Raw genomic sequence first — 14,488 nt, forward strand, 5'->3', positions numbered from 1 at the left:
GTGGTCGGGCTGGCGGGGTCGGCCCCAGCTCAAGAGCGAACAGGCCCTGGGTCAGGGGGGCCGTGCGATTCCTCGGGGACCGGGTGGGTGCCGAGCGGCTTCGGCACCCACCCGGAGGTCAGAAGGGGTATCGGGGGAGGTCCCCGCGGAGGGTCACCCACTGGGTTTCGGTGAAGGCCTCGATGTTGGCCGCGGCGCCGCCGTGGCGGGAGCCGGTGCCGGAGGAGCCGACGCCGCCGAAGGGGGCGGGGGCTTCGTCGTTGACGGTTTGGTCGTTGATGTGGACCAGGCCGGAGGGCACTCGGTCGGCGAGGTCGAGGCCTGCCTGCAGGTCTCGGGTGAGGATGCCCAGCGAGAGGCCGTAGTCCGAACCGGCGGCGAGGGCGGCGACCTCGTCGATCGAGGAGAACGGCGTCACCGGGGCGACCGGGCCGAAGATCTCCTCCTGGTAGGCGGGCACGTCGACCGGCACGTCGCCGAGCACGGTTGGGCGGTAGAACAGGCCGTCGAAGGTGCCGCCGGTGCGCACCGTCGCGCCGCCCTCGGCGCTGGCGGTGACCAGGCCGTGCACCCGGTCGCGCTGGCCCTGGTCGATCAGCGGACCCAGGGCCACCTGCTCGCGGTACGGGTCGCCGACCGGCAGCCCGGACACCTTCTCGGCCAGCACCGCCGTGTACTCCTCGGCGATCGACTCGTGCACCAGGTGCCTGCTGGTGGCCATGCAGATCTGACCGGAGTGGGTGAACGTGCCCCACGCGCCGACCGAGGCCGCCGCGGTGACGTCCACGTCGGGCAGGACGATCAGCGCCGAGTTGCCGCCCAGCTCCAGGTGCGCCCGCTTGAGGTGCTGGCCCGCCAGCGCCCCCACCGCGCGCCCGGCCCTGGTCGACCCGGTGAACGCGATGACCCGCACCGCGGGCTCGGTGACCAGGGCCTCGCCGACGTCGGCGCCGCCGGGTAGCACCTGCAGCAGGCCCTCGGGCAGCCCGGCCTCGGCGAAGATCCGCGCGAACACGGCTCCGCCGGAGATCGCGGTGCGCGGGTCGGGCTTGAGGATGACCGCGTTGCCCAGGGCCAGCGCGGGGGCGACCGCGCGGATGGCCAGGATCGTGGGGACGTTGAACGGCGCGATCACGCCGACCACGCCCACGGGCAGCCTGCGCGCGAACGACAGCCGGGGCGCACCGGTGCGCAGCAGCTCGCCGTACGGGTGCGAGGGCAGCGCGGCGGCCTCGTAGCACTCCTGGGCGCTGGTGTGGACCTGGAACTCGCCGAACGGCCGGATCGCGCCGGACTCCCGGGAGAGCCAGTCCTTGATCTCCTCGGCGTGCAGGGTCAGCAGGTCACCGGCACCGCGCAGCACCGCGGCCCGCAGCTCGTGGGGTGCCGCAGCCCAGGCCCGCTGCGCGGTGACCGCCCGCTCGGCCGCCGCGTGCACGTCGGCCGGGGTGGCCTTGCCGACCACCCCGAGCGGCTCCCCGGTGGCGGGCTCCACGGCGGTGTAGGTCCCGCCACCGCCCTCGGTCCAGGTCCCGGTCCAGACCTTTCCCTGCCACGCGCCGTCCTCGAGCAGTGCCATCGCGTCGTCCTCCGTCTGCGGCGAGCACACCGGTCAGGGGTGAGCCTGCTGCATTGTTGAAGTTGTGACAACTCGATCCTGGTGACCGGCCCTCCCCCGGACGGAGGACGCCGCGGTCAGACATCGGGGGGACGCCGGTGCCGGTCGCCCGCCGAGACGATGGCGAGGTCCACAGACGAGGGGAGTTCGTCCACATGAACCGGAGAACGTTCGGCGCGGTGCTCGCCACCGCGACGGCCGCGACAGTGCTCACGGCACTGCCCGCGGCGGCGGGTACTGGGGTGACCACGCCGGGGTTGAGCGGGCGGTACCCGGTGGGGACCAGGGAGGTGCACGTGGTCGACCAGGGCCGCGCCGACCCGTGGGTCCCCGACCGGCGCCGCGAGCTGATGCTCACCGTGAGCTACCCGGCGGCCAGGGCGGGCGGCACCCGCGCCCGCTGGCTGTCGAGCGGGGTCGCGGCGGCGTTCACGCAACTGTTGGCGGACCCGAACTTCGTCGGCCTCCCACCGGGCACCGTCGACTGGACCGCGGTGCGCCGCCAAGCCGTGCTCGACGCGGCCCCGGCGCGCGGCAAGTGGCCGGTGGTGCTGTTCTCCCCGGGATTCGGCGGCCCCCGCGAGTTCTACACCGACAGGATCGACGACCTGGCCAGCCGCGGCTACGTCGTGGTGTCGATGTCGCACACCTTCGAGTCAGCGGTCGTCCAATTCCCGGACGGCCGGGTTGAGTACGGCCGCGCGAACGCAGGCAGCAGCGCGGACAAGAAGAAGGCCATCGACACCCGCGTCGCCGACACCCGCTTCGTCCTCGACCGGCTCGCTGACCTGCCCTTCGCCGACACAAGCCGGATCGGCATGGCGGGACACTCGTACGGCGGCTTCACCACGGGCGAGACGATGGTTGTTGATCGACGCATCAAGGCGGGGGTCAACATCGATGGTGCGCTCGGGTACGGGGCGGGGGTCTATCTGCCTGGTCGGGTGGTGGCGGAGGGGCTTGATCGGCCGTTCTTGCTGTTCGGCGGGGATGATGTGGATCCGGTGACGGGGCGGGAGTTGGAGCATTCGCACGTGGCGCGTGAACTGGATCCGAGTTGGGCTGATTTCTGGGGGGTGCAGCGGGGGTGGAAGCGGGATCTGCACTTGGACTCCAGTACGCATTACTCGTTTACGGATCTGCAGTTTGTGGTGCCGCAGGCGCGGGGGTATTTGGGGGCTGGGGTTGTGGAGCGGGTGGTTGGGGGTGTGGATGCTCGGCGGTCGGTGGTGGTGCAGCGGGAGTATGTGGCAGGGTTCTTTGATCTGCATTTGCGGGGGCGGGATCGGGGGTTGTTCTCTGGGGGGTCGTGGTGTTATCCGGAGGTGCGGTTGATTCCGTAGGGTCCTGGTCGGCTCGCCTGCGGCATTGCGCTGGATCCGTGGGTGGTGCGGTGTGCTCGATGGGGCGAACTTGGTTTGCGCGGGGCCCCTGCGCCACCCGTGGCAGGACCGCAAAAGCCGGGGCCGAAAAGCATGGCCCTGCAGCGAGGCAAGGCTACGGGCACCGCCACCCCACGCAAACCAAGTCCGCCCCATCGAGCATCTGGCACCGGAGGGTCCGAGTGTCCAGTGGCCGGGTTGGGCGGGTCGACTCGGGGAGTGTTCTGGCACCAGCGGCTTCCGAGTGTCCAGTGGTCGGCAATGCTGTCGGGGTCGGGGGGTTATGTTGGCACGCCTGCTCAGGTGTCTCCGCTCAGCAGTAGGCGTATTCGGGCGGCTTCGACTTCGTCGACATCAATGGCTAGGGATAGGGCTCTGTGTAGGTGGTGGCGGGCGGCTGCTATTGCTCCGGATTTTTGGGCGGCGGTGGCTCGTTGGAGCAAGAGATCAAGCCGTGGGCCTAGTGCTCGTTCCGCTTGTTCCAGGTACATCGCAGCGGCGGTGGGGCGGTTGGCTTGGAGCATGAGGGTGCCGATGGTGTGGAGGGCGGGGCCTTCGGGGGTGTCCTGGCGGCGGTGTTCGACCAAGAGGGCGAAGGCGGCGTCAAGGGCTCGGTGCCATTGTCTGGTGTTGCGGAACAAATCAAGCAAGGACTCGAGGGTGCCGATAAGGCGAGGCTCGTCGGTGAGGTTGCGCCAGAGGGTTAGGGCTCGGACCAGTTGGGATTCCGCTATGAGCGGGTCGCCCGCTGCGGCTGCGGTGTGGCCGGAGTGGTCGTGGAGGGCGGCTAGGGCTGCGGGGTTTTTCCATTGGCGGGCAGCGGTTTCGCCCCAGGTGGTCAGGTCGGCGCGCCAGGTGCTGTCGTGCAGTAAGGGGGGTTCGGCGGTGAGGGGCCAGAGGGTTAGGGCGAGGGTGCATCGGGCTTGAGCGGCGCCTGCGGAGGCGAAGGCGGCGGCCAAGTGGGGGCGGTGGTCGGCGACCCAGGTGGGTGAGTGGGCGTGTGATGCCAAGGCCGTCACGAACTTTGTCGGCAGCACGGGGTCCGGGGCGGAGCGCAGGGGGGTGGGGGGCGCGAACCAGCCGGGGCGGGTGGGGGTCAGGGTGCCCGCGCGGGTCATCTCGGTGACGACGTGGTGGGTGGTGGGGTGGGGCCAGTCGAGGGTGGCGGAGAGGAGGGGGAGGGACAAATCGGGTACGGCGAGGGTGGCGAAGGTGGCTGCCACCCGTTCCGCGGCCTCGTCTCGCCCCACCGCACCGGCTCCGTTCGGCTCGTGCGCTGATCACGGCCCGCGGTCCATGATGCGCGCGGGCGTCAGCCGCCGAAGGCGGCCGTCAGGGTGAACCGGTCGCCGCGGACCAGGGTGTGCCGCCATTCCATGGGCTGGCCCTGGGCCCGGCTGAGCCGGTGGATGGAGAGCCCGACGCCGCAGCCGAGGACGGAGCGCTCCACCGGCGAGAGGGCCACCGCGCGGATGTTCTCGCGGGCCCGGTCCAGGCGCAGGCCGGTGCGGGCGAGAACCGCGTAGACGCCGATGTCGGTGAGGTCGGCGGTCAGCAGGCACCGCCCGTGCTCGGCGGGTAACCACACGCGGTCGATGGCCAGCGGTTCGTCGCCCGCCAGGCGCAGCCGCTCCAGGTGCACCAGCGGGGCGGAGCCGTCGAGGCCGAGGTGGTCGGCGACGACGCCGTCGGCGTGCACCTCGAGCTTGCGCACGACGCTGCGCTGGGTGAGCCCGGCGGTGCGGACCGAGGCGTTGAGGCTGTAGAGGGTGCCCAGCGGCTGCTCGACGCCCTGTTCGGCGCGGACCCGGGGGCGTCGCCCGCGTTCGGCGGTGACCACGCCGTCGGTGCGCAGCTTGGCCAGCGCCCGCCGGACCGTGGTGCGGCTGACCCCGTACTGCGCGACCAGCTCCGCCTCGCTGGGGAAGAAGCCGTCGAACTCGCCCTCGCGGAGCCTGCGGACGAGGTCGTCCTGCACGCGCCGCCACCGGATCCCGTGGTCCATCCGCTAAATGTACCTACCTTTGCGCCCCGGACAAGCCCGCCGAGTCGTACCTTAAATGTCCGAACATTGAGGAGGCGTGATGGTCGTGATCGTGGGTGGCGGCACAGCCGGTATCACCGTGGCCGCTCGGCTGCGGCGGGCCGGTCTGCAGGACATCACCCTGGTCGACCCGGCGCACACCCACCACTACCAGCCGCTGTGGACGCTGGTCGGCGGCGGCCGGGCGCCGTTGCGGGAGAGCGCCCGGCCGCAGGCGTCGGTGGTGCCCAAGGGCGTCACCTGGGTGCGCCGCGCCGCCGTGGGGATCGACCCGGACGCCAAGCGGGTGCACCTGGACGACGGCACCGAGCTCGGCTACGACCAGCTCGTCGTGTGCCCCGGCATCCAGCTCAACTGGGGCGCGGTGCCCGGCATGACCGAGGCGCTACGCGCGAACGCGTCCAGCAACTACAGCGCCGACCTGGCGCCGCGCACGTGGGAGCTGATCAAGCGCACCCGGCGGGGCACCGCGGTGTTCGCGATGCCGTCGGGGCCGATCAAGTGCGCCGGGGCGCCGCAGAAGATCGCCTACCTGGCCGCCGACTACTGGCGCGAGCAGGGCGTGCTGCGCGACATCGACGTCCACCTGGTGCTGCCGACGCCCGCGCTGTTCGGCGTGCCGGAGTTCGCCGAGGTCCTGGCCGGGGTGGTGCGGCGGTACGGGATCACCACGCACCTGTCCAGCGAGGTGACCGAGGTCCGCGACGGGTCGGTGGTGATCAACGGCGAGACCGAGCTGCCGTACTCGATGGCGCACCTGGTGCCACCGCAGAGCGCGCCGGACTGGATCAAGGGCGGGCCGCTGGCCGGTGCGACCGGGTACGTCGAGGTGGACAAGCACACGCTGCGCCACGTCCGCCACCCCGAGGTGTTCGCGCTCGGCGACGCCGGGTCGACGCCGAACTCCAAGACCGGTGCGGCGATCCGCAAGCAGGCGCCGGTCGTGGTGGCCAACCTGCTCGCGGTCCGCCGGGGCCAGGAGCCGACCGCGCGCTACGACGGGTACGCGTCCTGCCCGCTGACGACCGCGCGCAGGCGGATGCTGCTGGCCGAGTTCGACTACACGATGCGCCCCACGCCGTCGATCCCGGTGATCAACACGATCCGGGAGCGCACCGACATGTGGTACCTCAAGCGCTACGGGCTGCCGCTGATGTACTGGAACCTGATGCTGCGCGGGCGCGCGTGAGACCTGGAGGAGCCGTGGCGTCGAACCTCGTTTTCGCCCAGTACTACACCGAATGCCTGTCCCAAGCGTCCTATTTGGTCGGTGACAGGCGCAGCGGGCTGGCCGCCGTCGTCGACCCGCGCCGCGACATCGGGACCTACCTGGCCGACGCCGCGGCCAACCGGCTGCGGATCGAGTGGGTGCTGGAAACCCACGTGCACGCCGACTTCCTGTCCGGTCACCTGGAACTGGCCGAGGCGACCGGGGCGGTGATCGGGTACGGGAGCGCGGCGGAGGTGGACTTCCCGGTGCACCGGCTGGCCGACCGCAGGCGGATCTCGTTGGGGGACGTGGACCTGGAGGTGCTGCACACGCCGGGGCACACGCCGGAGTCGATCTGCCTCGTGGTCCGCGAACACGCCGACGACGAGGTGCCCTACGGCGTGCTGACCGGCGACACGCTGTTCCTCGGCGACGTCGGCAGGCCGGATCTGTTGTCGGCCAACGGGTGGAGCGCCAGGGAACTCGCCTCGGCGCTGTACCGGTCGACGCGGCGGCTGCTGGAGTTGCCGGACGGGACGCGGGTGTTCCCCGGGCACGGGGCCGGGTCCGCGTGCGGGAAGAACCTGTCCACGGAGACGACCGGCACCCTCGGCGAGCAGCGGCGGACCAACTACGCACTGGCGCCGATCACGGAGCGGGAGTTCGTCCGCGCGGTGTGCGCCGGTCAGCCGACCGCTCCTCGGTACTTCGCCTACGCGTCCACGCGCAACCGGGCTTCGCGGCCGATCTTCGACGAGCACGACCCCGTTCCCGAAGTGTCCGCTGTGGAGGGTTCGGTGCTGTTGGACACGCGGGACCCGGACGAGTTCGCCGCGGGGCACCTACCGGGTTCGGTCAACGTCGGGCTCGGTGGACGCTACGCGGAGGCCGCGGGGACGGTGTTGGCCGCGGAGGACGAGATCGTGCTGGTGTGCGCCCCGGAGCGAGCGGTGGAGTCGCGCAACCGGTTGGCGCGCATCGGGTTCGACCGGGTCCGCGGGTACACGCGGCCGCGTCCGGTGCGCCGCGCCGAGCGGCTGAGCGCGGCCGAACTGGCGGAGGTGGCTCCGGCGCGGCAGTTGGTGGACGTGCGCGGTCCCGGCGAGGTGGAGGCGACCGGCACGATCCCCGGCGCTGTGCTGATCCCCCTGCCGGAACTGGTGGCGCGCCTGAGCGAACTCGACCCGGCCCGCCCGACGGTGGTCTTCTGCGCGGGCGGGTACCGGTCTTCCGTCGCGGCATCGACCTTGCGCGCCAACGGTTTCGCCGATGTCGCAGACCTCGCTGGCGGGTTCAGCGCGTGGACGGGCTTAGCGTGATCCTCACAGCGCTGGCCGCAGGCGGTGTGGTCGGCCTCGCGATGGGCACGCTCGGCGGAGGCGGCGGAGTGCTGGCCGTCCCGGCTCTGGTCTACCTCCTCGGCATGACCCCATCGATGGCGGCCACGGCGAGCCTGCTGATCGTCACCGCGACCTCGCTCACCGCCCTCACCCGCCACGCCCGGGGCGGCGACGTCTGCTGGCGGACGGGCCTGCAGTTCGCCTGCGCGGGCATCCCCGTCTCCGCCGGTGCCGCCGTGCTGTCCACCCACCTGCCCGCCTGGTCGCTGACCGCGGCTTTCGCACTGCTGGCCGTGGCAGCGGCGGTCAAGATGATCGCTGGCGCCCCGGCCGAGGCCGAGGTGTCGGCCCCGCGTCAAGCACGGGCGGCGCGGGCGGTGGGCGCCGGTGCCGGTTTGGGGGCGGTGACCGGGCTGTTGGGGGTGGGTGGTGGGTTCCTGGCGGTGCCCGCCCTGGTCAGCGCGGTCTCGCTGCGGATGCGGGTCGCGATCGGCACCAGCCTGCTGGTCATCGCGGTCAACTCGGTGGTCGCACTCACCACCCGCCTGGTGACCGGTCCATCCGGCCCCCAGTGGTCGGTGATCGCCCCCTTCGCCGCCGCCGCCGTCCTCGCGGCCTGGGACGGCCGACGGCTCTCGATGGCCCTGTCCCCGGTGATCCTCCGGCGGGCCTTCGGCGTGGTGCTGGTCCTCCTCGCCGTCGCCATGATCGCGGACCTGGCGCTGACGGCGATTCGGTGAGGGGCTAGCGCTGGGTGCACTGCCCGGCGGTGTGGGTGCCGGGGAGGCGGGGACAGCGGCAGGCGCAGAGGTCGTCGTACTCGGCGTCGTCGAGGGGTTGGGTGGGGCGGGTGGGGGCGGGGGTCAGCGTGGACATGGCGAACTCCGGGGAGTTGGCGACAGGGGCGAGACATACACCACGTACCACCGGGAGCGGGGGTTCAACCCCAGGAGGTTGTCTGTCCACAGTGGTCAATCAACGGCGGGTGGGTGAGGAAGTCCTCGAAGGCCAGTTCCGCGGCACCCACCAACACCGGGTGCGCGACCGCGCCCGCCACGACCGGTGTGCCGTCGGCGCGGGCGATCACCGAGCGGCCCAGGTGTTCGGTGATCCGGTCGCCGCCGAGGCGGTGCAGGTCGGCCAGGAGGCCGGTGAGGACGACCTTCGCCGGGGCGAGGACGTTGAGGAGGTTGACCAGGCCGGTGCCGAGGTGGTCGGCGGCGGTCAGGACCGCCCTGGTGTCCCTGGCGGCGCCCGCTTCGGCGCGGGCGAGCACGTGCGGCAGGTGGTCGACCGGCACCCCCGCGTTCCTGGCGACCGCGCGCCCGTCGGCGTAGAGCTCCAGGCAGCCGCGTTGACCGCACGGGCACGGCAGACCTTTGCGGTCGATCGACAGGTGGCCGACCTCCAGCACGTGCGACTCGGCACCCACCAGCGCGCCGCCGATCCCCGTGTGCCCGCCGACCAGCACCAGGACGGGCCCGTCGCCGCGCCCCGCGCCCCGGCGTTGCTCGGCGAGCGCGGTCAGTCCGGAGTCGGTGGCGACCCGCACCGGTAGCCCCTCCGGCAGCGCCGACCGCAGCACCTCCTCCGCCGGGACATCGGTCCAGCCGAAGTGCACCGCGTTGCGCACCACCCCGCCCGGCCTGGTCATCCCGGCCAGACCGACCGCCACCCCGACCAGCGGCCGCCCGTGCCGCCGCGCCACCGACGTGAGCCGAGCCGCCAGCGCCTTGAGCACCGCGCGCGGCCCCTGCCCGGGCAAGGTGAACCCGCACTGCTCGACCACTTCGGCCCCGAGCCCGACCACCGCCACCTCCGCGCGCCGGGGCTTCAGGTGCACCGCGAGCACGACCGGTCCCCGGTCGGCGAACCCGAGCACCGGCGACGGTCGGCCGCGGCCCGTGGGCTCCGCGGCCGCGGCGGCCAGCACCCCGGCGTCGGCGAGCCACCCGGCCGCGTCGCCGATGGCCGTCCTGGTGAGACCGAGCCGGGTGGTCGCGGCGGCGCGGCTCATCGGGCCCTCGTCGTGCAGCAGCCGCACCAACCGGGTCACCGCGGTCGGTCGAGCGGGGCTTTGCACGGGCGTCTCCTTCGCCTACGGTTGGCGGTGTCCGATTTTATCCAGTCGTGGGACAAAAAGGGAAGTGAGCCGGGTGCGCCGACCACTGTGGACGTTGCCGTCCGCGTTCGCGGTGTTCCTGGCGCTGGGCGCGTCGGCGGCGGCGTGGGGGGTGGCGCTGCCCCGGCTGCGCGAGACCTACGACCTCGGCCCGACCGGGGGTGGGGAGGTCATCAGCGCCTTCAACCTGGGCGCGCTGGTGGCGATCCTCGGCTGCGGCGTCGCCGCGCGGCACCTGCCGCCGAGACCGACCCTGGCCGTCCTGCTCGCCGCGTTCGGCTGCGGCCTCGTCGGCGCCGCACAAGCCCCGAACTGGACGTTCCTGCTGGTCAGCGCCCTGGTAGCCGGGCTGGGGTTCGGCGGGGTGGCGCTGCACCTGAACACCACCTACGCCTCCGGACCCCGCGGCGTCCTGCTGGTCAACCTGGTCAACGCGATGTTCGGGGCAGGCGCGATCGCCGCGCCGCTGCTGGTGGCCGGGTTCGGCGTGTCGACCGCCCTGATGGCCATCGCCGCGGTGGTCGTGCTGTCGGTACCGCTGGTCGCCGAGGCGGGCGGGACACCACCCCCGACCCCGCCGGTGGGCCGCGCGACGCTGGTGCTGCTCGCGCCGTTCGCCCTGATCGGCTTCCTCTACGCCGGGGTCGAGACGTCGGCGGGGGCGTGGGCCAGCACACACCTGACCTGGACCGGCACCGCCCCGGACACCGCCGCCCGGCTGACCGCCCTGTTCTGGGCAGGCCTGGCCGTCGGCCGCCTACTGGTGCCGCTGGTCGCCACCCGACCAGCGGTGATCGTGCCCGCCGCGTTCGCCGTGACCACCGCCGGACTCGTGGTGGCCACCCAACCCCCGGTGGCGGTGATCGGCTACGCCCTCACGGGCCTCGGCCTCGCGCCGATCATCCCCACCACCCTGGCCTGGCTCGCCGCACTCACGCCACACGCGCACCTGGCGGGCTCGGCCCTGCTCACCTGCAGCATGCTCGGCAGCGCTGTGCACCCCCTCTTGGTGGGCCTCATCGCAACGCCCGACCACCCGGTGACCATCCCCCTGACCTTCACCACCTACGCCGTCCTGGGACTCGCCGCCGCCCTGTGGACCGCCCGCCACCGCCCAACCTGAACCCCTCCGCTGCGATGTCCTGTTCGCCACGCACCGCTACCCGAGCTCGCGCCCACCGCGGCTCGACAACCGCATAAAGACACCCCGAGGGCAACCGTCCACAACGTCCCGAGCCATCCACAGCTCGTCGCAGCCCCTTCCCCGCGCCCCCACACCGGATAGACTGGCACCAGGGCCGCCCCCGGAGAGGGTGGGGGATGTGTCCCGGGTGAGTGCGATGCCGCCGACCGCCGAGGATTCCGCGCCGCCAAGCTGCCCTTGCACGTCGCCCTGTGGACCTCTGCCCGATCTGAACTGGTCCTCAATGCCCGGGCGGAGAGGGTGCTTGCAGGAAGGGCCGCTGCTCAACAGCGAAGCGAAGCCGCAGGCGTGATTCGACAAGATCGCCGGTCGCGGGACATCGCTGGTTGCCATGCTCCGCAGCGACACCTACCGCTACCCCGAAGCCAACTGTCCACAACGTCCCGAGCCATCCACAGCTCGCCGCACACCCTTCCCCGCGCCCCCACACCCGATAGACTGGCACCAGGGCCGCCCCCGGAGAGGGTGGGGAATGTGTCCCGGGTGAGTGCGCGCAAAGAGGATGACTCCGACAGCCTAGAGGTCCGCGCCGCCAAGCTGTCGCTGCAAGCCGCCCTGTGGACCGCCTGCCTTCGCCCGACCTGAACTGGTCCTCAAATGCCCGGGCGGGGAGGTGCTTGCATGACGGGCCACCGCCCAGCCGCGAGGCGAAGCCGCAGGCGTTGTTCGACAAACTCGCCGACCACGGGACATCGCTGGTTGCCGCGCTCCACAGCGACACCCACTACCGCCGCCCCGAAGCCAGCCGTCCACAACGTCCCGAGTTGTCCACAGCTCGTCGCAGACCCTTCCCCGCACCCCCACACCCGATAGACTGGCACCAGGGCCGCCCCCGGAGAGGGTGGGGAATGTGTCCCGGATGTGTGCGCGCAAAGAGGGTGCTTCCGACAGGCGCAGCCAAGTCTGACCCCGGTGCTGTCAGCGGGCGTACCGCACCGCCAGCACCTCCGAGGCCAGGCCCGACAGTCCCAAGATCCGGGCGGGTGCGCTCCCCTCCGCCACCACCACCGTCACCGGGGCCACGGCCGCGACCTCCAGCAACAGCGCCACGCCCGCGCTGCTCATATAATCCACACCGGACAGGTCGACCATCACGGGTCCCGCGGAAGCCTTGGCCAGCAACGATTCCCGCCACTGATCCACCCCCGGCAGGTCCAGCGATCCCGTCATCTCCACCGCGCCAAGAGGATCGACCACCGGCAGCATCGGGTGGGTTCCGCCGCCGACTACGCGGAAGGTCACGGTCGTGCCCGCGGGGGTTCGGGTGTAAGACACGGATTCGGCCAGTTCGTGGATCATGTCGACGCCGCGGCCGCGGTGGGTGTTGTTGGGGGGTTCGGGGCGCCATTGGCCTCGGTCGCGGACTTCGGCGACGACGGAGCCGTCCGGGGCGCGGGACACGTCGACGTCGAAGGTGCCGTTGGTGTTGGGGTAGGCGTGTTCGACGGCGTTGGCGGCGGCCTCGCCGAGGGCCAGGTGGAGGTCGTTGCGGACGCCGGGGGCCAGGCCGGCGGCGTCGGCCCAGTGGTCGACGGCGGTGCGCAGCGGGCCGAGTTCGGCGACCACGGCGGGCAGGTCGCGCGCGGCCAGCGGCGGCGGGATGAACCGGGCGACGACCAGGGCCACATCGTCGCCGTGGCCGCCGTCGAGCAGTGCGGTGGTGACCCGGGTGGCCAGGCTCTCCGGGTCCAACCCAGCCCTCGCGGTGACCACCTCGGCCAGCCGCGCCAGACCCACGTCGATCACCGTTCCTGGCCGCTCGACCAGGCCGTCGGTGTACAGCAGCACCGTCGCGCCCGGCCGCAGGGTTGTCTCCCCTTCGCGGTACGGCCCGCGCCCGGCCACCCCCAGCACCGGACCGGCCGCGCCCGCCAGGTACCCCACCCGGCCGTCGGCCACCAGCGGTGGCGGGTGCCCGGCCAGCGACCAGCGCAGCAGCCCGCTCGCCCAGTCGAACGTCAGGCACGCGCAGGTCGTCCCCATCGCACCCGGCGTACGGGCCACGAACGCGTCCAACCGCTCCAAGGCCGCGGCGGGTGAGTACCCGTCGAGCAGGTACCCGGCGAGCGCGCTGCGCAACTGCCCCATCACGGCCGCCGCGGTCGGCCCCTTGCCGACGACGTCGCCGACCGACAGCGCCACGACGGTGTCGGTCAGCTGCAGCACCTCGTACCAGTCGCCTCCCGCCTGGGCGTGCCGGGCAGCGGGCAGGTACCGCGCCGCGGTGGCCAGGCGGGCCAGGCCGGGCAGCTCCCGCGGCAGCAGGCTGCGCTGCAGCGCCTCGGCGATCTCGTGCTCGCGGCGCAGCAGCAGCTCGCGCTCCTGGTCGGCCCGCCTGCGCGCGGTCACGTCCCGCCCGATGGCCTGGACCCCGGCAGGCGTGGCCTGGATGCTCAGCTCCAGCGCGACCACCCGGCCGTCGCCCCGGTGGATCTCCCACACCTCGGTCGCCACGTCACCGGCGGTGAGCCGGTGCCACAGCTCCCGCAGCCGCCCGGTCTCCTCGACGGCGACGAACTCGTTGATCGTGCGGCCGAGGATCTCCTCGCGGGTGGCCCCGAACAACGCGCAGCCCGCCGGGTTGACCTCCACGTAGCGCAGCTGCTCGTCAACCACCCACACGCCGTCGGTGGCCCGCTCGAACAGCATCCGGTACCGCTGCTCGCTGGCCCGCAGCGCCCGCCCGGCGTGCACGCGTTCCAACGTCTCCCAGCAGCGGGCGACCACGACGCCGACTAGGTCAACCTCCTCGGCCGTCCAGGCGCGCGGGGTGGCCTGGTGCACTGCCATCGCCGCGACGAACCGGCCCGCCTTGCGCAGAGGCACGCAGATCACCGCGCGGATGCCGGTCACCCTATAGGCGTCGAGGTCGGCCAGCCGGTGGTCGGTGTCGGCGTCGACGACCACCCACGGCAGACCGGCCCGCATGGCGGTGAGGGCGCCCGCGCCGAAGGCCGACATCGCGTACCGCCCGGCCAGCGGCGGCAGTCCGGTGGCGTGGCTGCCGCTCATCACGAAGTGGTCTTCGTCGGCTTCGACGCGCGCGTAGGCGCAGCGGTCGACGCCCAGGTGGACGCCGAGTCTGCTGGCCGCGGTCGCGATGATCTCCTCCGCGTCCTCCAGCGGCTGCAGTTCGCGCTCGAGGGCGCCGAGGAACCGCTCCCGCTCGTGCGCGGCCCGCCGAGCGGTGATGTCGAGCGAGACGCCGCGCAGGCCGACGGGGGTGCCGTCCGGGGTCCGTTCGACGTGCACGACGTCGTGCAGCCACAGCACGGAGCCGTCCGCGGCCACGACCCGCAGGTCGAGCTCGTGGTCGCGCAGCGCGGCGCGGGCGGCGACGGCGGCGGCCCGGTCGTCGGGGTGCACCACGCTCGCCCAGAAACCGGGGTCGGCCAGCCACGCCTCGCGCGGGTAGCCCAGCAGCGCCTCGACCCCCTCGGAGACGAAGCTCAGCCGCCCGGTGCCCGCCTCGGCCGTCCACACCACGACCGGCAGCCCGCCGAGCAGACCGGCCGCCTCGGACCAGCCGGGTGCGGTGTCCATTTCAGCCTCCCGCCGCCTGTCGCCC

11 protein-coding genes are annotated in these 14,488 nt (G+C 72.7%); 5 read left to right on the forward strand and 6 right to left on the reverse strand.

The window, feature by feature from the left end:
- Positions 1–118: 118 nt before the first annotated feature.
- A complete protein-coding gene (locus tag JOD54_RS31490; RefSeq protein ID WP_204455566.1) occupies positions 119–1,579 on the reverse strand; it encodes a benzaldehyde dehydrogenase in 1,461 nt (486 codons plus the stop codon).
- A 194-nt stretch (positions 1,580–1,773) separates the two neighbouring features.
- Here JOD54_RS31490 and JOD54_RS31495 point away from each other — a divergent pair, with 194 nt between their 5' ends.
- Entirely contained in the window at positions 1,774–2,961 is a 1,188-nt protein-coding gene (locus JOD54_RS31495; RefSeq protein ID WP_204455567.1) for an alpha/beta hydrolase family protein, read from the forward strand.
- A 338-nt stretch (positions 2,962–3,299) separates the two neighbouring features.
- Here the strand turns inward: JOD54_RS31495 and JOD54_RS31500 are convergent, their stop codons facing one another.
- Both JOD54_RS31500 and JOD54_RS31505 read right to left on the reverse strand, forming a co-directional pair.
- Positions 3,300–4,250: a tetratricopeptide repeat protein gene (locus JOD54_RS31500; protein ID WP_204455568.1), complete on the reverse strand. Its 951-nt coding sequence runs from the start codon at positions 4,248–4,250 to the stop codon at positions 3,300–3,302.
- Positions 4,251–4,312: 62 nt separating this feature from the next.
- On the reverse strand, positions 4,313–5,005 hold the full coding sequence (locus tag JOD54_RS31505; protein WP_204455569.1) for a GntR family transcriptional regulator: 693 nt from the start codon (positions 5,003–5,005) through the stop codon (positions 4,313–4,315).
- Between the two features lie 79 nt (positions 5,006–5,084).
- Here JOD54_RS31505 and JOD54_RS31510 point away from each other — a divergent pair, with 79 nt between their 5' ends.
- The 3 genes from JOD54_RS31510 to JOD54_RS31520 are packed head-to-tail and all read left to right on the forward strand — an operon-like array spanning position 5,085 to position 8,334.
- A complete protein-coding gene (locus tag JOD54_RS31510; protein WP_204455570.1) occupies positions 5,085–6,233 on the forward strand; it encodes an NAD(P)/FAD-dependent oxidoreductase in 1,149 nt (382 codons plus the stop codon).
- Positions 6,234–6,247: 14 nt separating this feature from the next.
- Positions 6,248–7,573, forward strand: coding sequence for an MBL fold metallo-hydrolase (locus tag JOD54_RS31515; RefSeq protein WP_204455571.1), 1,326 nt, complete (start codon positions 6,248–6,250; stop codon positions 7,571–7,573).
- Positions 7,555–8,334: a sulfite exporter TauE/SafE family protein gene (locus JOD54_RS31520; RefSeq protein ID WP_307860434.1), complete on the forward strand. Its 780-nt coding sequence runs from the start codon at positions 7,555–7,557 to the stop codon at positions 8,332–8,334. Before JOD54_RS31515 ends, JOD54_RS31520 begins: the two co-directional genes overlap by 19 nt.
- A 4-nt stretch (positions 8,335–8,338) precedes the next feature.
- On the opposite strand, the gene JOD54_RS35415 is transcribed toward JOD54_RS31520, so the two are convergent.
- A complete protein-coding gene (locus tag JOD54_RS35415; protein ID WP_275592695.1) occupies positions 8,339–8,470 on the reverse strand; it encodes a hypothetical protein in 132 nt (43 codons plus the stop codon).
- A 64-nt stretch (positions 8,471–8,534) separates the two neighbouring features.
- Positions 8,535–9,677, reverse strand: a complete 1,143-nt coding sequence (locus JOD54_RS31525; protein ID WP_204455572.1) for an ROK family protein — start codon at positions 9,675–9,677, stop codon at positions 8,535–8,537.
- A gap of 73 nt (positions 9,678–9,750) precedes the next feature.
- Between JOD54_RS31525 and JOD54_RS31530 the strand changes: the two genes are divergently transcribed.
- Positions 9,751–10,839 (forward strand): MFS transporter, encoded by a 1,089-nt coding sequence (locus tag JOD54_RS31530; protein WP_204455573.1) that lies wholly within the window; start codon positions 9,751–9,753, stop codon positions 10,837–10,839.
- Between the two features lie 999 nt (positions 10,840–11,838).
- Here JOD54_RS31530 and JOD54_RS31535 read toward each other — a convergent pair.
- Positions 11,839–14,463, reverse strand: a complete 2,625-nt coding sequence (locus JOD54_RS31535) for a SpoIIE family protein phosphatase (protein WP_204455574.1) — start codon at positions 14,461–14,463, stop codon at positions 11,839–11,841.
- Positions 14,464–14,488 lie beyond the last annotated feature (25 nt).

This window comes from Actinokineospora baliensis, from assembly GCF_016907695.1.
GTDB lineage: Bacteria > Actinomycetota > Actinomycetes > Mycobacteriales > Pseudonocardiaceae > Actinokineospora > Actinokineospora baliensis.